Here is a 20,452-nt window from a genome sequence, read left to right as displayed (position 1 = left end):
TCTCCCGCCCCCTAAATTTAATAGCCAATTTCTTTTTCACTAGCGCGTAACCATCCTTTACCCTTAAAACCGTGTCGTTTAATGAGTTCGTATTTCACGTTCAAGGAGAAACACGTGTTAAAGAGAGTAATGCTTTTGGGCGCCTGTATGGCATTGACCGCCTGCTTTAGCGACAGTAAAGAATTCCTTATTGATAATCCAACCGGGCAACCATTAGTCATTTCCATCGACGATCAAAAAATAACGATTCCGGCTCAGGAATCGCAAAATATCAAACTCGATGCTGGTCAACATACGCTTACGCTGGGAAATGGTGAGAAGGTGAAATTCAGTGTTTTTGACGCCTGGCCTCGCTCGGGTGAGAGCGGTCTCATTAACCCTACCCGTACCCGTTATATCTACGTGGTGCAAAAATATCTGGCGAAAGGGGTACAGCCAGCCGCTGAAAACAGCGACGTTCATACATTGACTATTGACGGACAGACCGTCACCGGCCCGTTTGACGACATGGGTAGCGAGCTGTTTATTGATAATTTTGCACACAGTTGGGATCTGAATCCGACAGAGGCATTTCCGGAATCCATGTCATCTACAACTAAAGACAATTACAAAACCAAACTTTTCCGCATAGAGGACTTTAAGCATTATTACAATAATGAATTTTCTCCGTCGGTTGAATACACGCCAAATATGCGTATTACTGAGTCACGTTATCAGCCGCCTGAAATAACCGCGCATTTCAACGCTCCGGAACTCCAGCAAAACCTGAACGAGGCCACCAAAATTTATACTGCTTTTATTCACGCAGAATCGGCTGGTGAACAAAAAGATTTGTTGAAAGAGTTTGAAAAACAGAACCGCGAGAAATGGCGCGACCCTAAAACGGGGGGCGAGGAGATAACCCGCTATTACGAAATCATGACCAACCTGAATCACATCATGATGAGCTCAATCCTTGAGATTAAGTCTTAATCTCTGTCGGCCGGGCATCTGCTCTTCGGGATGCCTGGTCTCAGAACCTTCTGTATTTCCATAAAGTTTCAGCAAGTTAAACTAAAATAATGAGGAAAGTGATTAAATCCATCTGAAAAGCAGGGGAGAACACCATGCGATCGAAACTGTTAATAACGTCACTGTTTACTGCCGCCACCCTTTTTACCGTTGCCGGTTGTTCGTCTAATCAGGCCGTAAAAACCACTGATGGCAAGACTATCGTGACTGATGGCAAACCGGAAGTCGATAGTGACACCGGTCTGGTCTCTTACAAAAATGCGGAAACCGGTAAAACCGAGCAGATTAACCGCGACCAGGTGAAGAACATGAGTGAACTGGATAATTAATCCCGTTCCATGTCTGAAAGTGTCCCGCCATTAGCGCGGGATTTTTTTGACCTGCTCCGCTTCGCAAGCAACCTGCTAACGCCTGCACCTGGCGCCGATCAGGCCCTCTGCCGACGATAATTCCTGCGCTGTTTTAACCTCGATTCTGGCGGGCGCTACGTTGCTATCTGCCAATCCCGTACAGATTGTCGCTGTTAGCACGACGATTAACTGTCTACACTCAAAGAAAAAAGTGCGCAGTGAAAGCAGGTTAATCGATGATTTTGATAATTTATGCCCACCCGTATCCGGAATATTCCCATGCGAATAAACGGATGATTGAGCATGCAGGGGCTCTGGAGGGCGTGGAAATCCGCTCTCTTTATCACCTCTACCCCGATTTCAATATTGATATCGCCGCTGAACAGGAGGCGCTTAATCGCGCCGACCTGGTTGTCTGGCAACATCCCATGCAGTGGTACAGCGTACCGCCGCTTCTCAAGTTATGGATTGATAAAGTTCTGGCGCATGGCTGGGCATATGGCCATGGTGCACGGGCGTTGCAGGGGAAAAGTCTGTTATGGGCTGTTACTACTGGCGGCGGGGAACAGCACTTTGATATTGGTTCCCATCCCGGGTTTGATGTTCTGGGGCAACCATTACAGGCCACTGCGCTCTACTGCGGTATGAAATGGCTGCCGCCGTTTGCCACCCACTGTACCTTCATTTGCGACGACGAAACCCTGCAGGCGCAGGCTCGCCACTACAAACAATTATTGCTCGACTGGCAGGAGGCCCACCATGGATAGTCATACGCTTATTCAGGCGCTGATTTACCTGGGAGCGGCCGCGCTCATCGTACCGATAGCGGTACGCCTGGGGCTGGGGTCCGTGCTGGGGTATCTGATCGCCGGTTGTATTATTGGCCCGTGGGGCTTGCGCCTGGTCACTGACGCCGAATCTATCCTCCACTTTGCGGAAATCGGCGTGGTGCTGATGTTATTTGTCATTGGCCTTGAGCTGGATCCGCAGAGGTTGTGGAAATTGCGCGTGTCGGTCTTTGGCGGCGGTGCGTTGCAGATGGCCTCCTGCGGTATTTTATTAGGCGCGTTTTGTATGGTGCTGGGGCTCGACTGGCCGGTGGCGCTGCTTATCGGCCTGACGCTGGCGCTCTCTTCAACCGCGATTGCTATGCAGGCGATGAACGAGCGTAACCTGACGGTTTCACAGATGGGGCGAAGCGCCTTTTCCGTACTGCTTTTTCAGGATATCGCGGCCATCCCACTGGTGGCGATGATCCCACTTTTGGCCAGCAGTGGCGCATCCACAACGATGGGAGCATTTGCCCTGTCTGCGTTGAAAGTGGTCGGTGCGCTGGCATTGGTGGTGGTGCTGGGGCGCTATGTCGCGCGACCGGCGCTGCGTTTTGTCGCCCGCTCCGGATTGCGTGAAGTATTCAGCGCCGTGGCGCTGTTTCTGGTGTTTGGCTTCGGCTTATTGCTGGAAGAGGCCGGGCTTTCCATGGCGATGGGGGCATTTCTGGCAGGCGTGCTGCTCGCGAGTTCGGAATACCGTCATGCGCTTGAAAGCGATATCGAACCCTTTAAAGGCCTGCTGCTGGGGCTCTTTTTTATCGGCGTAGGCATGTCGATAGACTTTGGCACTCTGGTTACTCATCCGCTGCGGATCCTGCTTCTGCTGGTTGGTTTCCTGGTGATTAAAACCGTGGTCCTCTGGCTGATTGCCCGGCCGCTGAATGTCCCTGGCAAACAGCGTCGCTGGTTTGCGGCGCTGCTGGGGCAGGGGAGTGAGTTCGCATTTGTGGTTTTTGGTGCCGCACAAATGGCAGGTGTGCTCGACCCTGAGTGGGTCAAAGCCTTGACGCTGTCGGTAGCGCTGTCCATGGCGGCAACGCCTGTGCTGTTAGTCCTGCTGACGCGCCTGGAAAATACTGCCACCGGACAAGCGCGTGAGGCGGATGAAATTGACGAAGACGAACCGCGGGTTATTGTGGCCGGGTTTGGTCGCTTCGGCCAAATTGCCGGGCGTCTGCTACTCTCTAGTGGAGTCAAAATGGTCGTTCTCGATCACGACCCGGATCATATCGAAACGCTGCGCAAATTCGGCATGAAGGTCTTTTATGGTGATGCTACACGCGTGGATCTGCTGGAGTCAGCCGGTGCCGGGAAGGCCGAAGTGCTGATCAATGCGATTGACGATCCGCAAGCTAACCTGCAACTGACTGAGCTGGTGAAAACCCATTTCCCGACGCTACGCATTATTGCCCGTGCCCGCGATGTCGATCACTACATTCGCTTGCGTCAGGCCGGCGTTGAGAAACCGGAGCGTGAAACATTTGAAGCGGCGCTGAAAGCCGGGCGTATGGCGCTCGAAGGGCTGGGGCTGGGGCCTTATGAGGCGCGTGAGCGGGCCGATCTTTTCCGCCAGTTCAATACCCAGATGGTTGAGGAAATGGCCGGCGTGGATAACACCGCTCAGGCCAGAGCGGATGTCTTTAAGCGGACCAGCGCGATGTTGACGGAGATTATCAGCGAAGATCGGGCGCATCTGTCCGTGGTTCAGCGCCATGGCTGGCAGGGGACCAAAGAGGGACGACATACGGGGGATATCGCTGATGAACCAGAAGCGAAACCACAGTTATAGCGCCTGTTACGGCTGATTGACGGTGAACGGTTTGATTAGCGGGAAAGTGGAAAGCAAGGAGCGCGATCATGCGGCGTGGGTTTGCTTACAGATTATGAAAATTTTCTGTCTCTTTACCCTGCCGCCAGTCGACGAAAGAATGCGCTTTCCGTATAGTGGCGACAATTTTTTGCATCCAGGAAATTATCAATGATCAGTCTGATTGCGGCGTTAGCGGTGGATCGCGTCATTGGCATGGAGAATGCCATGCCATGGAACCTACCTGCCGATCTCGCCTGGTTCAAACGTAATACGCTAAACAAACCTGTGGTTATGGGACGCCTGACATGGGAGTCGATTGGACGCCCGCTGCCAGGTCGTAAAAACATTGTCATCAGCAGTAAGCCGGGCACTGACGATCGTGTGCAGTGGGTCACCTCGGTCGACGCGGCGATTGCCGCATGCGGCGACGCGGAAGAGATCATGGTAATCGGCGGTGGCCGTGTCTATGAGCAATTCCTGCCAAAGGCGCAAAAGCTCTATCTGACGCATATTGATGCCGAAGTCGAAGGGGATACCCATTTCCCGGATTACGATCCGGACGACTGGGAATCGGTATTTAGCGAGTTTAACGATGCGGATGAGCAGAATTCTCACAGCTACTGCTTCGAAATTCTGGAACGCCGGTAATGGTCTGCCCCGGTGGCGCGTTGCGTACCGGGGCGACATCATATTTGCTTAAGAGGCAACCGCCTCGTCTTCACCTAAATCCATCTGACGGTTTGAAGGTTGTATAAACCAGGCTTTGTCTTCCCAGCGCAGGCAGGTCAGTGTTCCACCCCAGCAGCATCCGGTATCCAGTGCGTAAATGCCCTCTGGCGTGCCTTTACCTTCCAGCGATGCCCAGTGACCAAATACGATGCTGTACTCCTGCGAGACAGGTCCGGGAATGGTAAACCATGGCTTCAACGGTGCAGGTGCATATTCCGGAACATCTTTGCAATACATATCCAGCTCCCCATTCGGGAAGCAGTAGCGCATCCGCGTAAACGCATTGCTGATAAAACGCAGCCGTGCCATTCCGCTCAGTTCCGTTGACCAGCTGTTCGGATAGTCGCCATACATCCCGTCGAGGAAAAAGGGATAAGAGTCGCTGGAGAGGATGGCTTCAACGTCGCGTGCGCACTGTTGAGCGGTCTCCAGATCCCATTGCGGTGTGATACCCGCATGGGCCATCACCAGCTTTTTCTCCTCATCGACCTGTAACAGGGGCTGACGACGCAGCCAGTTGATGAGGTCGTCGGCGTCGGGCGCTTCCAGCAATAAATTAAGCCGGTCTTTGGGTTTATTACGGCTAATGCCGGCAAACACCGCCAGCAGGTGCAGATCGTGGTTGCCGAGGACGAGGCGAACGCTATCGCCCAGCGACTTTACGTAACGCAACACATCCAGCGAGCCGGGGCCGCGCGCGACTAAATCACCCGTCAACCATAAGGTGTCCTGCCCAGGTACAAAGTGCACCTGATTTAACAATGCGAGCAGTTCATCATAGCAACCATGAACGTCGCCAATAAGATATGTAGACATTGTCTTAGTGGATCAGTGTTTGAACGGCAAGTCGGAAGACAGGGATAGCGATGCGGAACGCCTTCCCTTGCGCATCGATCATTTCATAATGGCCTTCCATGGTACCGAACGGCGTTTCAATTACCGCACCGCTGGTATACTGATATTCTCCGCCGGGTTCAATGTGCGGCTGAACGCCGACAACACCTTCACCCTGAACCTCAGTCTCACGGCCATTCCCGTTAGTGATAAGCCAGTAGCGTTTAAGCAGCTGGACCGGCGCTCGCCCCAGATTCCGGATAGTGATGGTGTAAGCGAAAACATAGCGTTCTTCATCGGGTGAAGATTGCGATTCAATATAGACACTTTGCACCTGAACAGAAACTCGGGGCGAATTGATCATGACTTAACTCTCCTTCGGCGGCGCATTATCAGTCAGATAGTTCGCCATCTTGCAATACTGCGCAACAGAGATGTTTTCCGCACGCATCGCCGGATCAATACCCAACTCCGTCAATACCTCAACGGAGAAGAGATTCCCAAGGCTGTTGCGGATCGTTTTACGGCGCTGGTTAAACGCCTCTGTGGTGATCCGGCTCAGCACCCGGACTTCTTTCACCGGATGTGGCAACGTGCTGTGCGGTACCAGACGCACGACAGCAGAATCCACCTTAGGCGGTGGGGTAAATGCTGATGGCGGCACTTCCAGTACCGGAATAATCTGGCAATAGTATTGCGCCATGACGCTTAAACGACCATACGCCTTACTGTTTGGCCCTGCAACCAGACGATTGACGACCTCTTTTTGCAACATAAAGTGCATGTCGGCAATGGCATCAGTATAGCTAAACAGATGGAACATTAACGGCGTGGAGATGTTATAGGGCAGGTTGCCGAATACACGCAGTGGTTGCCCCATGTTTTGCGACAGCTCACCAAAATTCATGGTCATCGCATCTTGCTGAAAAATGGTCAGCTTTGGCCCGAGAAACGGGTGTGTTTGCAGACGAGCAGCCAGATCGCGGTCCAGCTCGATAACGGTGAGTTTATCCAGACGTTCGCCTACCGGCTCGGTCAGCGCGGCAAGACCCGGGCCGATTTCGACCATCGCCTGGCCTTTTTGCGGATTGATAGCCGAAACAATACTGTCGATCACAAACTGATCGTTGAGGAAGTTTTGCCCGAAGCGTTTGCGGGCTAAGTGGCCCTGATGGACTCGATTAGTCATTGAGTATTAACAATCATGGTGATGGCGAGATTAAGCGCCGTGATAAAACTGCCGACATCGGCTTTTCCCTGGCCCGCCAGTTCCAGCGCGGTGCCATGATCAACAGATGTACGAATAAAAGGTAAACCGAGCGTGATATTCACGCCACGGCCAAAGCCCTGGTATTTTAGCACGGGCAGGCCCTGATCGTGGTACATCGCCAGTACGGCGTCGGCATTATCAAGATATTTAGGCTGGAAAAGCGTATCGGCAGGCAGTGGACCACTGAGATTCATGCCTTTAGCACGCATTTCATCAAGAACCGGAATGATCGTATCGATCTCCTCAGTTCCCATATGTCCGCCTTCTCCGGCATGTGGGTTCAGGCCGCACACCAGAACATGTGGCTGGCGGATGCCAAATTTTTGCTGCAAATCGGTATATAAAATGCTGATGACGTCGCGCAGTAAATCTGGCGTGATGGCTTCTGCAACCGCTTTGATTGGCAAATGGGTTGTGGCCAGCGCGACGCGAAGCTCTTCTGTTGCCAGCATCATCACAACTTTGTTGACGCGCGAACGCTCCTCGAAGAACTCGGTATGTCCGGTAAACGGCGTACCCGCATCGTTGATCACCCCTTTATGCACAGGGCCAGTGATCAGCGCAGCAAACTCGCCGCTCAGGCAGCCATCGCAGGCCCGTGCAAGCGTGTCGACTACGTATGGCCCATTCAGGACATTCAGCTCGCCTGGCACGACTGACGTTTTGAGTGTGACGGGTAATACGGTGAGGCTGCCGGCCTGTTGTGCAAGGGCCGGCTGTCCGGCCTGATACTCGCGCAGGGTAAGGGGCAAGCCTGACAGCGCCGCACGTTCAGTGAGCAGCGCAGGATCTGCGCACACAACCAGCTCTACAGGCCAGTCACGCTGGGCGAGTTGTACGACCAAATCAGGACCAATCCCGGCGGGTTCGCCGGGAGTGATAACGACACGATGTGCGTTCATTAGTTGCTCAGGATTTTAACGTAAGCACTGGCGCGCTGTTCCTGCATCCAGGTTGCCGCTTCTTCGGAAAATTTGCGGTTCATCAGCATGCGGTAAGCACGATCTTTCTGCGCAGCATCGGTTTTATCGACGTTACGCGTATCAAGCAGTTCAATCAGGTGCCAGCCAAAGGAGGAGTGGACCGGACCGCTCATCTGACCACGGCTGAGCTTCATCAATGCATCACGGAATGCCGGATCGTAGATATCCGCTGCCGCCCAGCCCATATCGCCGCCCTGATTGGCAGAACCTGGATCCTGGGAGAACTCTTTTGCTGCCGCAGCAAAAGTGGTTTTACCACTCTTGATGTCAGCCGCAATCTGTTCCAGTTTCATACGTGCCTGGTCGTCACTCATGATCGGCGACGGTTTCAGCAGGATATGACGAGCGTGAACTTCGGTCACGGAAATGCTCTGGCTCTGGCCACGCAGGTCGTTCACTTTCAGAATATGAAAGCCAACCCCTGAACGGATTGGACCAATAATATCGCCTTTCTTCGCCGTGCTAAGCGCCTGAGCGAAGATTGACGGCAGTTCCTGAATGCGCCCCCAGCCCATCTGGCCGCCTTTAAGCGCCTGCTGATCGGCAGAATAGGTAATGGCCAGCTTGCCAAAATCGCTGCCTTTACGCGCTTCGTCAACGATAGAACGTGCCTGACTTTCTGCTTCATTCACCTGGTCAGAGCTTGGATTTTCCGGCAGCGGAATCAGAATGTGGCTCAGGTTAAGTTCGGTACTGGCATCGTTTTGATTGCCCACTTGTTTCGCGAGTGCTTCAACTTCCTGCGGCAGCACAGTGATGCGGCGGCGAACTTCGTTGTTGCGTACTTCGGAAATGATCATCTCTTTGCGGATCTGGCTGCGGTAGGTGTTGTAATTCACACCGTCGTAAGCCAGACGGCTGCGCATTTGATCGAGGGTAAGATTGTTTTGTTTGGCGATATTTGCGATGGCCTGATCGAGTTGATCATCGGTCACCTTGATGTTCATTTTCGTCGCCATCTGCAGAATGATTTGATCCATGATCAGACGTTCAAGAATCTGATGACGCAGCGTAGCGTCATCAGGCAACTGCTGACCCGCCTGGCCCGCGTTAAGTTTCACGGATTGCATCAAACCATCAACGTCGCTTTCGAGCACCACGCCGTTGTTCACGACGGCAGCTACTTTATCGACAACCTGCGGTGCAGCGAAACTGGTATTCGCAACCATAGCGATACCGAGAAGCAGCGTTTTCCAGTTCTTCATACTTTTTCCATTTCAATTAACCGATAACTTTGCAAATCAACCACATCATAACGAGCTACGGTACGGCAGAATGTTCGAGCGCAGCATTTGGTGCGTGCCCAGGCCGTAATTCGAGCTCAAACCGCGCAACTCAATGTTGAAACCGATGACGTTGTCATACTTGCTTTGGTTGTTTTCCCAGCCGTTGATTTTGCGTTCATACCCAACGCGAATCGCATAACAGCAGGAGTTATACTGCAGACCTAACATCTGGTCGGCAGGCTTGCTTGTATTGGTATCGTAGTAGTAAGCCCCAACGACAGACCAGCGGTCGACGATCGGCCAGCTTGCTGCAGCACCAACTTGCGAAATGCCGTCTTTGTACTGTTCTACGGTCGCGAAGTTCGGCAGTGTTGCCTGGATGTATTCCGGACTGGCGTAGCGATAGCTGAGCTGTACCATACGGTCTTCATCGCGGCGATATTCAACTGACGCGGAACCGTTGGCGATATTGTCCAGACGCGTGTCATACTGCACGCCGCCACGTAAGCCCCAGCGATCCGAAATGCGCCAGTAGGTATCTCCTGCCCATACCAGTGAACCCGTTTTGTTGTCTTTCTCCCAGTTTATGTTGTCATCGCCAGTGCGTGACTCCGTGAAATAGTAGATTTGACCAACAGAAACGTTAAAACGTTCAATAGCGGCATCATCATAAATACGGGATGTGACGCCAGTGGTAACCTGGTTTGCCGATGCGATGCGATCCAGACCACCATAGGTACGGTCGCGGAACAGGCCGCTATAGTCAGATTGCAGTAATGAGGAGTCGTAGTTTTGGATAGTGCTCTGGTTGCGATATGGCACATAGAGATATTGTGCCCTTGGCTCCAGCGTCTGGGTATATCCTTCTGCCAGAGTCATATCACGCTCAAAAATCAATTTCCCGTCGACTTTAAACTGCGGCAACACACGACTAACGGAATCTTTATAATCAGTATTATTAGCCGTGTTGTAAGCATCGATATTGGTTTGCTGATAGTGAGTCGCCATCAGCTTCGCCTCTGTATCGAGGCTGCTCCAGTTGTTCGACAGCGGCAGATTTAGCGTTGGTTCAAGGTGAACACGCGTGGATTCCGGGTAATTCGAGTTAGTGTTAACAAAATGTACCGCCTGCCCATAGACATGCGCATCAAATGGACCAAGGTCATTTTTGTAATAATTCACGTCTAACTGCGGTTCGGCGGCGTAGGAATTACTGTTCTGCCGGTTAAATACCTGGAACTGTTTGGTCGATACGGTGGCGTTAAAATTCTCCAGCCAATAACCCACGCTGAATTTCTGCGTGGCGTAACCGTCAGTACTGGTGCCGTATTTCGACGAAAAGTCGTTAAAGTAGTACGGATCGCTGACTTTGGTGTAATCGATGTTAAAACGCCAAACCTGGTCCATTACACCAAAGTGATTCCAGTAGAATAACCAGCGATGGCGATTCGACTCGGCAGGATAGTCGTCCTGATAGACGTTATCCGATGGCAGATAGTCGAATTCAACGAGACCTGTTCCCGCTTGCGTCAGGTAGCGGAATTCGTTTTGCCACTGAGTACTGCCACGTTTTTGAATGTAATGCGGCGTGATCGTCGCATCAAAGTTGGGGGCAATGTTCCAGTAGTACGGCAAATAAAACTCAAAGCCGTTGTTTGTGCCGTACTTGGCATTCGGAATCAGGAAACCAGAACGGCGCTTGTCACCCACCGGCAATTGCAGGTACGGGCTATAGAAAACCGGCACCGGGCCAAGCTTAAAGCGCGCGTTCCAGATCTCCGCAACCTGTTCTTCACGGTCATGGATAACTTCACTCCCCACGACGCTCCAGGTATTTGATCCCGGTAAGCATGAGGTGAATGACCCGTTCTCAAGGATGGTGTAACGGTTTTCGCCACGCTGTTTCATCAGGTCGGCATCACCACGTCCCTGACGCCCGACCATCTGGTAGTCACCTTGCCAGACATTGGTGTCTTTCGTGTTTAAATTTGACCAGGCTTTCGGACCTTTCAGGATGACCTGATTGTCGTCGTAGTGCACATTACCCAGTGCATCCACTGTACGCACCGGGTCAGGCTGGCCTTCCACCTGTTTCTGATGGAGTTGAACTTCATCAGCACGCAAGCGGCTATTGCCCTGATTAATATCCACATTGCCTTTAAAATCGGCGTTGTCAGGGTAGTTACCTTTGGCGTCATCGGCATTGATGGTCACCGGCAGATTGTTAGTATCGCCTGTCACCAATGGGCGGTTATAGCTCGGAACGCCAAGCATACATTGCGAGGCGAGACTGGCTGTCATCCCTTGTTGACTATAAAGGGCTGTGCCGATCATTGTGGCCAGGAGGGTGGGAATACGTTTTTTCATACGTTGTATTTGTTGTTCCGTCATCTGTGGCTTTACGCTGGCAAACGGTCAGAGACTAACGTACTCATCTTCGCAGCGCTAGTTAATCCTGCCCGTTTTCGAGCCAGGTCAGAGAAGACTGTGCCTGTGCACGGCATAGAATGACGGGTATGATAAAGCAAATTTTAGCCGACGGCATGACGATTTGGGGAGTATATGCAGTATTGGGGAAAAGTGGTTGGTGTGGTTTTCGCTCTGATCATGGGCGGAGGCTTTTGGGGCGCGGTTCTCGGGCTGTTAATTGGCCATATGTTTGATAAGGCTCGCAGCCGAAAAATGGCGTGGTTTGCCAATCAACGGGAACGTCAGACGCTCTTTTTTGCCACCACCTTCGAGGTGATGGGCCATTTAACAAAATCCAAAGGTCGCGTGACACAGGCCGATATTCAGGTTGCCAGTCTGTTTATGGACCGGATGAACCTGCATGGTGACTCGCGTGCGGCGGCGCAGCAGGCGTTTCGCGTAGGCAAAGCGGATAATTACCCATTACGTGACAAAATGCGTCAGTTTCGCAGTGTTTGCTTCGGACGCTTTGATTTAATCAGAATGTTCCTGGAAATCCAGATTCAGGCGGCATTTGCAGATGGTTCGCTGCACCCTAATGAGCGTGAAGTGTTGTATGTCATTGCAGAAGAATTGGGGATCTCTCGCGGCCAGTTCGATCAATTCTTACGCATGATGCAGGGCGGAGCGCAGTTTGGCGGCGGCTATCAGCAGCAAGCGGGTGGCGGCTGGCAGCAGCAGGCGCAACGCGGTCCTACGCTGGAGGATGCCTGTAATGTGCTGGGCGTGAAACCAACGGATGATGCCACCACCATTAAGCGTGCCTATCGTAAGCTGATGGGCGAGCATCACCCGGATAAACTGGTGGCGAAAGGCTTACCACCGGAGATGATGGAGATGGCGAAGCAGAAAGCGCAGGAGATTCAGAAGGCTTACGAGCTGATTAAAGAGCAGAAAGGGTTTAAATAAGTTGCGGGCTGGCTTACTTGTTAGTTTATCTCCGGGCTCTGCACGCAATCCTTACGTCCTCTGAGTGCGCTTCTGTTGCTGCGCGAAGGCCGTGAATAATCTGCCTGCGCCGTTGATGCCCGTCGGCACTGGTTTGACGGTAACCCGGATAAGGCGAAGCCGCATCCGGGACCGTAAGCCACGTTAATTTAAAAATCCACCGGCGCCCTGAACGTCATGCTGTTGCCATACGCCGGGTGGGTTATCGTCAATGTTTCCGCATGCAGTAACAGACGTGGCGCCAGAGCGAGAGCCTCTGGCGTCGCATAGAACCTGTCGCCCAGAATCGGATGCCCCAACGCCAGCATATGCACACGCAATTGATGCGAGCGCCCGGTGATCGGTTTTAATCGCACGCGCGTGGTATGGTCGGCGGCGAGTTCCAGCACTTCATACTCGGTCTGCGCGGGTTTACCGGTCTCAAAACATACTTTCTGCTTCGGACGATTCGGCCAGTCGCAAATCAGCGGCAGATCGACAAGCCCCTCTTCGTGCTCCAGATGTCCCCAGACGCGCGCCACATACTGCTTTTTCGGTTCGCGCTCGCGGAACTGACGCTTGAGTTCGCGCTCCGCCGCTTTGGTCAGAGCCACCACAATCACGCCGCTGGTCGCCATGTCCAGACGATGTACGGATTCCGCCTGCGGGAAATCGCGCTGAATACGCGTCATCACGCTGTCTTTGTGCTCTTCAAGGCGCCCTGGCACAGACAACAGACCACTCGGCTTGTTGACCACCATAATGTGCTCATCCTGATAGAGGATGGTTAGCCACGGATCCTGAGGCGGATTGTAGGACTCCATTACCATAGCCTGCTCCGTTACTGATGCGTCACAACGATAAGACGCAGCGCGTCAAGACGCCAGCCTGCCTGAGAAAGGCTTTCCAGCACCTGCAGGCGGTTGCTCTCAATAGCGCTCAGTTCGTCATCACGAATATTCGGGTTAACGGCTTTGAGGGCTTCGAGGCGCGACAGCTCCGCTGACAGTTTTTCATCCGCTTCGCTTTTCGCTGCTTCAATCAGTGCCTGTGCGGCTTTCTCAACCTGAGCTTCGCCTTTTTGCAGAATGGTGTGGACATCCTGCTGTACGGCGTTCACCAGCTTGCTGCCGGTGTGGCGGTTAACCGCGCTGAGCTGACGGTTGAAATTTTCGAACTCGACCTGTGCAGCAAGGTTAGTGCCGTTTTTATCCACCAGCAGACGAATCGGCGTTGGCGGCAGGAAGCGGTTAAGCTGCAGTTGTTTCGGAGCCTGTGCCTCGACGACGTAAATCAGTTCCAGCAGTAGCGTGCCGACAGGCAGCGCTTTGTTTTTCAATAATGAAATGGTGCTACTACCGGTATCGCCAGAGAGGATCAGATCCAGACCGTTGCGAATCAACGGATGTTCCCAGGTAATAAACTGAGCATCTTCGCGGGATAGTGCCACCTCACGCTCAAAGGTGATGGTGCAGCCATCTTCCGGCAGACCCGGAAAATCAGGTACCAGCATATGATCGGACGGCGTCAGCACAATCATGTTATCGCCGCGATCGTCCTGATTGATACCGACGATATCGAACAGGTTCATGGCGAAATTAATAAGCCCGGTGTCATCGTCCTGCTCTTCAATGCTTTCTGCCAGCGCCAGGGCTTTCTCACCGCCGTTGGAGTGGATTTCCAGCAGACGATCTCGCCCTTGCTCAAGCTGCGCTTTCAGCGCGTCGTGCTGTTCGCGGCAGGTTTTGATCAGATCATCAAAGCCTTCGGTATTTTCCGGCGCGGCAAGGTAACTAATCAGATCGGTGTGGACCTTGTCGTAAATCGTCCGCCCGGTCGGGCAGGTGTGTTCGAAGGCGTCCAGACCCTCGTGGTACCAGCGCACCAACACGGATTGTGCCGTTTTTTCCAGATAAGGCACATGAATCTGAATATCGTGGGCCTGGCCGATACGATCCAGACGGCCGATGCGCTGTTCGAGGAGATCCGGGTTGAATGGCAAATCGAACATGACCAGATGGCTGGCAAACTGGAAGTTACGTCCTTCTGAACCGATTTCAGAGCACAGCAATACCTGCGCGCCGCTATCTTCTTCGCTGAACCAGGCCGCCGCACGGTCACGTTCAACAATCGACATGCCTTCGTGGAACACAGCGGCACGGATACCTTCACGCTCTCGCAGCACCTGCTCCAGTTGCAGTGCGGTGGCCGCTTTGGCGCAGATCACCAGAACTTTCTGTGAGCGATGGCTGGTCAGATAGCCCATCAGCCACTCGACGCGAGGATCGAAATTCCACCAGGTGCCGCTGTCGCCTTCGAATTCCTGATAGATCTGTTCAGGGTAGAGCATATCGCGGGCGCGATCCTCAGCGCTTTTACGCGCCCCCATAATGCCGGAGACCTTAATTGCCGTCTGATACTGGGTCGGCAGCGGCAGCTTGATGGTATGCAGCTCGCGTTTCGGGAAGCCTTTCACACCGTTACGGGTGTTACGGAACAACACACGGCTGGTGCCGTGGCGGTCCATTAACATCGAAATCAGTTCCTGACGCGCTGCCTCAGCGCCCTCGTGGTCACTGTTGGCAGTCTGAAGCAGCGGCTCGATATCCTGCTCGCCGATCAGGTCGCTAAGAGTATTGAGCTCGGTATCGCTCAGGCGTTTGCCTGCCAGTAATAAGGCAACAGCGTCGGCGACCGGGCGATAGTTCTGTTGTTCATCAACGAACTGGGCGAAATCGTGGAAACGGTTTGGATCCAGCAAGCGCAGGCGTGCAAAGTGGCTCTCAAGGCCCAGTTGCTCCGGTGTTGCGGTGAGCAGAAGAATGCCCGGTACTCGCTCGGCAAGCTGTTCAATGGCCTGGTATTCGCGGCTTGGGGCCTCTTCGCTCCACACCAGGTGATGGGCTTCATCCACCACCATTAAATCCCACTCTGCGTCGCACAGATGCTCCAGACGCTGCTTATTACGGCGCACGAAGTCCAGTGAGCAAATCACCAGTTGTTCTGTTTCAAATGGATTGTCAGCGTCGTGCTGCGCTTCGGCATAGCGTTCGTCATCAAACAGCGCAAACCGCAGGTTGAAGCGACGCAGCATTTCGACCAGCCACTGGTGCTGCAGCGTTTCCGGCACGATGATTAGCACACGTTCCGCTGCGCCAGACAGCAACTGCTGGTGCAGTATCATCCCGGCTTCAATCGTTTTCCCCAAACCAACTTCATCCGCCAGCAGGACACGTGGTGCATGGCGGCGGCCAACATCATGGGCGATATGCAACTGGTGAGGGATCAGGCTGGTACGCTGGCCGCGCAGTCCGCTCCACGGCATACGGTACTGTTCGCTTTGATATTTACGCGCGCGAAAACGAAGCGCGAAACGGTCCATACGGTCGATTTGCCCGGCGAACAGGCGGTCCTGAGGTTTACTAAAGACCAGTTTGCTGTCGAGAAAGACCTCGCGCAGCGTGACGTTGGATTCTTGCGTATCAAGGCGTGTGCCGGTATAGGCGAGCAGGCCGTTTTCTTCTTTTACGTCTTCAACAGTCAGCTGCCAGCCTTCGTGGCTGGTTACCGTATCGCCAGGATTAAACATTACGCGTGTAACGGGGGAATCGCTGCGTGCATACAGACGATTTTCTCCCGTCGCGGGAAAAAGCAGAGTAACGGTTCGCGCATCCATCGCTACGACTGTACCCAGTCCGAGTTCGCTTTCCGTGTCGCTTATCCAGCGTTGACCAAGTGTAAAGGGCATAAATTGAACTCTATATCTCAAATTGCAGGCAATAGTTCGTCACCGCCTGAGGATCAGGCGGACGTTTAAGTTTGGGGCCAGGAATAGAAAGGGCGCTATGGTACTGGATGGCAATGCTTTCGTCACTCTCGTTATGCCCGTTGTTTTGCAAGTCACCGCGTTGTTGGCACATTGATCGCCTTGTTCGTTATAAGCCTCAAAACGAACTCAACGATGGCCGGAAAGCAACCCGCAATCCAGAGGCTCGAAGGCGGGCCGTCTGTTACCACGCCAGCCAAATACGAAATCAAAACAATCCCAGTTGCCCTGTCAGTAGTGTAGCAAAATCATCGTCCATGAAGGGCAGTATTCCTTCCGCGACCGGCTGAAGTTGTTTGGTCAGATAGTGATCGTAATCCAGAGGCGCTTGCTGATAATCCACCGGTTCCGGCCCCTGGGTCGTCCAGACATATTTAATGGTGCCACGATTTTGATACTGCGCCGGGCGGCCGCGTTTCAGATTCTGTTCATCCGCGAGTCGCGCTGCGCGAACGTGGGGCGGCACGTTACGCTCGTAATCGGCCAGCGGGCGACGCAGACGTTTGCGGTAGACCAGGAGTTCATCTAATTCGCCTGTCATCAGCTTATCGATCGTTTCGCGCACATACTCCTGGTAGGGTTCGTTACGAAAGATACGCAAATAGAGCGTCTTTTGAAATTGCTGCGCCAGCGGCGTCCAGTCGGTTCGAACTGTTTCCAGTCCTTTGAACACCATCCGTTGTTCTTCACCTTCCTGTATCAATCCGGCGTAGCGCTTTTTACTTCCCTGTTCTGTACCGCGAATGGTCGGCATCAAAAAACGGCAAAAATGGGTTTCAAATTCCAGCTCCAGCGCACTGGTTAAATGATCAGCGGACAGATGCGCCGACCACCAGTTATTCACATACGCCACCAGTTCACGACCAATACGCGCCGCATCGGCCTCGTTATGCGCTTTTTTAAGCCAGACAAAGGTGGAGTCCGTATCGCCGTAAATAACGTCATAGCCCTGCGACTCAATCAGCGCTTTGGTCTGTCGCATAATCTCATGGCCGCGCATAGTTATCGATGAAGCAAGGCGCGGATCGAAAAAGCGGCAGGCGCTGGTACCCAGCACGCCGTAAAACGCATTCATGATGATCTTAAGCGCCTGCGACAGCGGTTTGTTTCCCAGCCGTTTGGCTTCATCGCGTCCATGCCAGATTTGCCCAACGATCCCGGGCAGACAGTGGATCTGCCGGGAAAAGCGCGCGCCCAGAAAGCCCGCTGTACTGTGTCCGGGATCTGAATGCGCCAAACCTTCCACAAGGCCGACAGGATCGATTAAGAAAGTACGGATGATCGAGGGATAGAGACTTTTGTAATCCAGCACCAGTACGGAATCGTACAGGCCAGGGCGTGAGTCCATCACATAACCCCCGGGACTCGCCTGCGGCGGTACATCACCATGGTTTGGCGCGACATAGCCCGCGCGGTGCATTCGCGGGAAATAAAGGTGACTAAAAGCCGCTACCGAGCCGCCATGTCTGTCAATCGCCAGACCGTTCACCGTCGCGCGCTCCAGCAAGAACGGCATGATTTCCGTTTTGTGGAAAATGCGCGTCACCAGTTCACAATCTTTCAGGTTATAGGTGGCAAGAGCGGGTTTGTTCTCAGCGAAGCGGCGATCGATTTCGTCCATGCGATCCCAGGGATTATCGATTGCTTTGCCTTCGCCAAGTAGCTCCTGCGATACTGTTTCCAGCGAAAAAGAGGAGAAATTCCAGAAAGCGGATTTAAGCGCTTCAATCCCGTCGATAATTACCCGGCCAGTTGCCTGAGCGAAGAAGACGCCGTTTTTAAATCCGTGCTCGCGCCATTCGAGCGGCTGGTTGCCGCGCCCGAGCAGTAAAGGCAGGCGATAACGTTCCGCGCTTTTTTGCAGCACGCGCAGGTCGAACTGCACCACGTTCCAGCCGATAATCACATCAGGATCATATTCGGCAAACCATGCGTTGAGTTTTTCCAGCAGTTGCGGACGACTGGCGACATACTCAAGACGGAAATCCAGCCCGCTGGCATCACCGTTTTCAGGACCGAGCATATAGACCGTGCGCTGGCCGCACCCCTCCAGACCGATACAGTAAAGTTCGCCGTTGCGGGTAGTTTCGATATCCAGGGACACCCATTTGAGGGGCGGGCGGTAATGCGGATTGGGTTTCAGGCGCGCGTTGATCAGTTGATTACCGCGCGGGTCGCCATCCACCCATACCGGAGCGGTAATAAAGCGTTCCATCAGAAAGCGTTCTGGTGGGCGGACATCCGATTCATAGACCGTGACGCCACCGTCGCGCAGCAGCTTTTCATAGCGCATCAACTGGCGGTGCGCCCGACAATATAGCCCGTGAACAGGCTGGCGGCGGAAGTCCTTAAGTTGCAGCGGCGTAAGGCGATACTGGCTTTCTCCGGCGAGTAAACGCTGCGCCTGGCTGATTTGCTCGCTGGGGATAAACGCAACCGATTCTTGTGGCGGCAAAAAGACCTGTAGCGGCCCGTCGTCTGTCGCCAGCCAAAATTCCACCTCGGTTCCCTGTGGCGTGTCCCGCCAGTGTCGGGTCAGTAAAAAGCCTTCTCGCGCTTGCGTCACACCATTCTCTCATCGCGTCATTATCGGCGAGATTATAGCCTGGTTTGCCCGGAAATACTGACTTTTTGTACAGTTGTGTGGTGTCCGGCCAGCGCTACACTTAGTTGAGTCAGAGGTTGTTTATTTGTACCGGAACACCTGGTAAATAACGCATGATGCGATAACCGGTGTAGTAGAACGCTTCGCTAAGCAGAAAAGGCAATTGCGTTTGCCATGAACGATATCGACTTGTGGTGGTGGGCGATGACCAGCTCACAATGTCGTTATCCTGGGCGATGAGCCGCATACGCAGCATATGTAAAGGATCGCTGACCAGCAGTGCGGTCTGCATATTCTGGCGTGCCATGATTATTTTGGCGTTATGAATATTTTCACGGGTCACCGTAGACTGCTCGTCGATAAAAATGGCCGACCCAGGGACACCCTGGTTTAAAAGATAATTTCGGGCGATGGCGGCATCGGATTCGGTTGCGCCGTTGCTGAGGCCGCCCGTCAGGATCAGCGAATTCACCTTGCCTTCCTGATATAACCAAATCGCGTGGTCTAATCTGGCGGTAAAAACCGGGCTGGGGATTTTTTTATTGATACCTGCTCCGGCAACAATGGCGCAGTCCGCTTTGCGTGTCTGATCCTGTTGGCTAAAGCGGTAAATAGCGATGGCGTTATAAATGATCACAAACGCCATCGTGAAGAGCCCCAGCAGTATCCATTTTCCTGCTCCCTTTATTTTCACTGGCTTTTCTCCCGCCGTTTACCTTATCGCATAGCATTGCCAGTTTGCGGAGAAATGGCAACGATTTGCGGGGTATATGAGGGAAAATTAAGAAGTTAAAAACAAACGACCCGGACATCTCCCGGCAGGCGCAAGGCGTAGCCGGGGGACGGGGCGGCAGAGGGCAAAACTTACTGTCCGTAATAGGCTTTCGCGCCGTGTTTGCGTAGATAGTGTTTGTCCAGCAGCGTCTGTTGCATATCCGGGAGTTCCGGCGCGAGCTGGCGGCAGAAAATCCCCATATAGGCCACTTCCTCCAGCACGATGGCGTTATGCACCGCGTCATCGGCATTTTTTCCCCAGGCAAACGGTCCATGAGAGTGCACCAGTACGCCCGGCATCTGCGCCGGATCGATCTGCTGTGTCCTGAACGTTTCAACGATCACGTTGCCGGTTTCCCACTCGTATTCGCCGGTAATTTCGGCATCAGTCATTTTGCGCGTGCAGGGAATGGTGCCATAGAAATAGTCTGCGTGAGTTGTCCCGGTTGCCGGAATCGCCAGGCCAGACTGCGCCCAGATGGTGGCGTGACGAGAATGGGTATGAACAATGCCGCCAATGGTCGGGAACGCCTGATAGAGAAGACGATGCGTTGGGGTGTCGGAAGAGGGTTTCTTTTTCCCTTCCACCACTTCCCCGGTTTCGAGACTGACTACCACCATATCCCCGGCGGTCATGACGCTGTAATCGACGCCGGACGGTTTAATTACCAGCACGCCGCGTTCACGGTCAACGGCGCTGACATTCCCCCAGGTGAGGGTCACCAGATTGTGTTTTGGCAGCGCCAGATTGGCTTCCAGCACTTGCTGTTTCAATGCTTCTAACATGCTTTCCTCCAGGAAAAAG

At 53.3% G+C, this 20,452-nt stretch carries 18 protein-coding genes; 6 read left to right on the top strand and 12 right to left on the bottom strand.

The window, feature by feature from the left end:
* Positions 1–114 precede the first annotated feature (114 nt).
* From AAIG39_RS16750 to folA, 5 genes are all read left to right on the top strand, one after another.
* Positions 115–972 (top strand): hypothetical protein, encoded by an 858-nt coding sequence (locus tag AAIG39_RS16750; protein WP_090081528.1) that lies wholly within the window; start codon positions 115–117, stop codon positions 970–972.
* Between the two features lie 134 nt (positions 973–1,106).
* Positions 1,107–1,340 carry a YgdI/YgdR family lipoprotein gene (locus AAIG39_RS16745; RefSeq protein ID WP_090081530.1) on the top strand — a complete coding sequence of 78 codons (234 nt, stop codon included), beginning with the start codon at positions 1,107–1,109 and terminating at the stop codon, positions 1,338–1,340.
* A gap of 257 nt (positions 1,341–1,597) precedes the next feature.
* Entirely contained in the window at positions 1,598–2,128 is a 531-nt protein-coding gene (kefF, locus tag AAIG39_RS16740) for a glutathione-regulated potassium-efflux system oxidoreductase KefF (RefSeq protein WP_090081532.1), read from the top strand.
* Positions 2,121–3,983 carry a glutathione-regulated potassium-efflux system protein KefC gene (kefC, locus tag AAIG39_RS16735; protein ID WP_343194298.1) on the top strand — a complete coding sequence of 621 codons (1,863 nt, stop codon included), beginning with the start codon at positions 2,121–2,123 and terminating at the stop codon, positions 3,981–3,983. Before kefF ends, kefC begins: the two co-directional genes overlap by 8 nt.
* A 189-nt stretch (positions 3,984–4,172) precedes the next feature.
* Positions 4,173–4,652 carry a type 3 dihydrofolate reductase gene (gene folA, locus AAIG39_RS16730; RefSeq protein WP_090081537.1) on the top strand — a complete coding sequence of 160 codons (480 nt, stop codon included), beginning with the start codon at positions 4,173–4,175 and terminating at the stop codon, positions 4,650–4,652.
* Positions 4,653–4,700: 48 nt separating this feature from the next.
* Here folA and apaH read toward each other — a convergent pair whose 3' ends face one another.
* The 6 genes from apaH to lptD are packed head-to-tail and all read right to left on the bottom strand — an operon-like array spanning position 4,701 to position 11,413.
* On the bottom strand, positions 4,701–5,549 hold the full coding sequence (apaH, locus tag AAIG39_RS16725; protein ID WP_249569323.1) for a bis(5'-nucleosyl)-tetraphosphatase (symmetrical) ApaH: 849 nt from the start codon (positions 5,547–5,549) through the stop codon (positions 4,701–4,703).
* 4 nt (positions 5,550–5,553) lie between these two features.
* Positions 5,554–5,931: a Co2+/Mg2+ efflux protein ApaG gene (gene apaG, locus AAIG39_RS16720; protein ID WP_039078326.1), complete on the bottom strand. Its 378-nt coding sequence runs from the start codon at positions 5,929–5,931 to the stop codon at positions 5,554–5,556.
* A gap of 3 nt (positions 5,932–5,934) precedes the next feature.
* Positions 5,935–6,756 (bottom strand): 16S rRNA (adenine(1518)-N(6)/adenine(1519)-N(6))-dimethyltransferase RsmA, encoded by an 822-nt coding sequence (rsmA, locus tag AAIG39_RS16715; RefSeq protein WP_249569322.1) that lies wholly within the window; start codon positions 6,754–6,756, stop codon positions 5,935–5,937.
* Complete coding sequence (pdxA, locus tag AAIG39_RS16710) at positions 6,753–7,739, bottom strand: 4-hydroxythreonine-4-phosphate dehydrogenase PdxA (protein WP_343194297.1); 987 nt, start codon at positions 7,737–7,739, stop codon at positions 6,753–6,755. The genes rsmA and pdxA overlap by 4 nt, the downstream gene beginning before the upstream one ends.
* Positions 7,739–9,025, bottom strand: coding sequence for a peptidylprolyl isomerase SurA (surA, locus tag AAIG39_RS16705; protein WP_090081547.1), 1,287 nt, complete (start codon positions 9,023–9,025; stop codon positions 7,739–7,741). The genes pdxA and surA overlap by 1 nt, the downstream gene beginning before the upstream one ends.
* A 45-nt stretch (positions 9,026–9,070) precedes the next feature.
* Positions 9,071–11,413, bottom strand: a complete 2,343-nt coding sequence (gene lptD, locus AAIG39_RS16700; RefSeq protein WP_090081550.1) for an LPS assembly protein LptD — start codon at positions 11,411–11,413, stop codon at positions 9,071–9,073.
* A 195-nt stretch (positions 11,414–11,608) separates the two neighbouring features.
* On the opposite strand from lptD, the gene djlA reads away from it, so the two are divergent.
* Entirely contained in the window at positions 11,609–12,424 is an 816-nt protein-coding gene (gene djlA, locus AAIG39_RS16695; protein ID WP_047371858.1) for a co-chaperone DjlA, read from the top strand.
* Positions 12,425–12,612: 188 nt separating this feature from the next.
* Here djlA and rluA read toward each other — a convergent pair whose 3' ends face one another.
* The 6 genes from rluA to araD all read right to left on the bottom strand — a co-directional run bounded on the left by rluA (position 12,613) and on the right by araD (position 20,433).
* Positions 12,613–13,272: a bifunctional tRNA pseudouridine(32) synthase/23S rRNA pseudouridine(746) synthase RluA gene (gene rluA, locus AAIG39_RS16690; RefSeq protein ID WP_090081552.1), complete on the bottom strand. Its 660-nt coding sequence runs from the start codon at positions 13,270–13,272 to the stop codon at positions 12,613–12,615.
* Between the two features lie 11 nt (positions 13,273–13,283).
* Positions 13,284–16,190: an RNA polymerase-associated protein RapA gene (gene rapA, locus AAIG39_RS16685; RefSeq protein WP_343194296.1), complete on the bottom strand. Its 2,907-nt coding sequence runs from the start codon at positions 16,188–16,190 to the stop codon at positions 13,284–13,286.
* 10 nt (positions 16,191–16,200) lie between these two features.
* Complete coding sequence (locus AAIG39_RS16680) at positions 16,201–16,362, bottom strand: hypothetical protein (RefSeq protein ID WP_249569320.1); 162 nt, start codon at positions 16,360–16,362, stop codon at positions 16,201–16,203.
* A 114-nt stretch (positions 16,363–16,476) separates the two neighbouring features.
* A complete protein-coding gene (gene polB, locus AAIG39_RS16675; RefSeq protein ID WP_343194295.1) occupies positions 16,477–18,834 on the bottom strand; it encodes a DNA polymerase II in 2,358 nt (785 codons plus the stop codon).
* Positions 18,835–18,943: 109 nt separating this feature from the next.
* Positions 18,944–19,519 (bottom strand): YdcF family protein, encoded by a 576-nt coding sequence (locus tag AAIG39_RS16670; protein ID WP_343194302.1) that lies wholly within the window; start codon positions 19,517–19,519, stop codon positions 18,944–18,946.
* Positions 19,520–19,737: 218 nt separating this feature from the next.
* Positions 19,738–20,433, bottom strand: coding sequence for an L-ribulose-5-phosphate 4-epimerase (gene araD / locus AAIG39_RS16665; protein WP_249569318.1), 696 nt, complete (start codon positions 20,431–20,433; stop codon positions 19,738–19,740).
* Positions 20,434–20,452 lie beyond the last annotated feature (19 nt).

This window comes from Phytobacter palmae (genome assembly GCF_039409775.1).
Lineage (GTDB): Bacteria > Pseudomonadota > Gammaproteobacteria > Enterobacterales > Enterobacteriaceae > Phytobacter > Phytobacter palmae.
The sequence above is the reverse complement of the archived record's forward strand: the minus strand, read 5'-3'. Positions and strand labels throughout refer to the sequence as shown.